Origin of the sequence: Halorubrum ezzemoulense DSM 17463 (assembly GCF_002114285.1) — an archaeon.
GTDB classification, from domain to species: Archaea; Halobacteriota; Halobacteria; order Halobacteriales; family Haloferacaceae; genus Halorubrum; species Halorubrum ezzemoulense.
The window spans coordinates 1-1,401 of record NZ_NEDJ01000149.1; the positions used below are offsets into that span (position 1 = coordinate 1).

A 1,401-nucleotide genomic window follows, 5' to 3' on the forward strand; every position below is an offset into this window, starting at 1 on the left:
TCAGTACCTCACAAAGCATCTTCGGCTAGCTGTTTCTGAAGCCTGAGTTCCACGGCGGAGCGGTTGTGCTGGTGGCCTTGACAAGAAAATCTTCGACGAACCGACGGAGAGCTGTCGCTGTCGGCGGCGGCTGCCGCCGACGCGACAGCGTCGCCACTCCTGGCGAAGGCTAGCCCGGTCGGGGATTAGCGGGTAAACCGGTCGTCTGGTGGTCGGTTTGCGGGGACGGCCCGACGCGTCGCGAGGGCCGTCCACGCTGCCCGTTGAATCATGTTGATGAACTCCTTGAACGACCACTTCCAGAGGCGACGCCCCCCACGGCGGGGCGTCGCCACGTATTCCCAGTGTAAATACCGCCAGACGTTCTGTAACAACAAGCTCACCACGACGTACAGCAGCCGTACGACCGGATTTTGTGTCGAGGTCGTCGCAATACTTTGCTCGGAGAGTCGGTAGCTGGCCTCGATACCGAAGCGTTTCGCGTAGTGGTATCGAGCGTCTCGTGGTGAGTCGATGAACGGCGCGTCAGCGGCGTAGCCGTGACGCGCCACCCCATGTTCGTCGTACCGTCCGTTTTGGTACGTACAGTCGATGTAGACGGGAAACTCGACGGTCCAGCTGTGACCGTCGAGTTTCGCCGTCATGTCGTGTTGAATCACGCGACTCCAGCCTTCCGAGAGTTCTTGCTTGATCGTCTGTCCCCAGCGGACGATCGGCATGACGTAGGCGTGGTTGTGTGCCTGAAGCAGCGTCAAACACTTACTATCGTAGAATTCGCGATCAAGAAAGACGGCCTTGACCTTGAGGTCAAGGTCGTCGAGGATACCGAGAAACTCTGCGAGGACACTGCTGGCGGTGTCGCCGTCTTCGAGACGGCGCACCGCCAGCGTGTAGCGTTTGTTCTTCACACGCGCGTAGAGTGTCGCGTAGGCATGGAACGCAGTTGTTCCACGCTTCGCTTGTGAGTGATACAGGCCATCTGTACCGTCTTCGTCGCCGTAGTAGGGCCGCAGGTGGAGGTCAGAAACGACCTCCACCTGCTGGGGAAGGACGTCGAGAACGTCCTTCTGAAGGAGCGCGTTTCCGACTTGTTCGAGCGTCTCAAGGTCGAACTTGGTGCGGAGGTGGTAGAGAACCGAGTTTTCGTGGGGTGCATCTTCACTTCTCTCACAGAGCGTTGAGACTGAGGTCCCGTCGGCGCACGCGCCGACGAGGACCTCGTAGATGTCTTCAGCATCGAGTTCAGCGTTTTCAGCGAGTGTGAGGGCAACTTCCTCGTCAAGAGAGTTGACGAGGAAGTTAAGAAGCTGGTCCTCGTGGATTTCACCGTCTGCTTGCTTGGTATTAGACACACCTTCAGCAAGCAGACGTCTCAACTAACCGGCTTTGTGATGTACTGAA

Annotated in this window: 1 protein-coding gene; it reads right to left on the reverse strand. The window is 58.1% G+C overall.

Annotated features, from left to right (window positions below):
• Window positions 1-185: 185 nt before the first annotated feature.
• Window positions 186-1,352 carry an ISH3 family transposase gene (locus B9H04_RS17785; RefSeq protein ID WP_049930700.1) on the reverse strand — a complete coding sequence of 389 codons (1,167 nt, stop codon included), beginning with the start codon at window positions 1,350-1,352 and terminating at the stop codon, window positions 186-188.
• Window positions 1,353-1,401 lie beyond the last annotated feature (49 nt).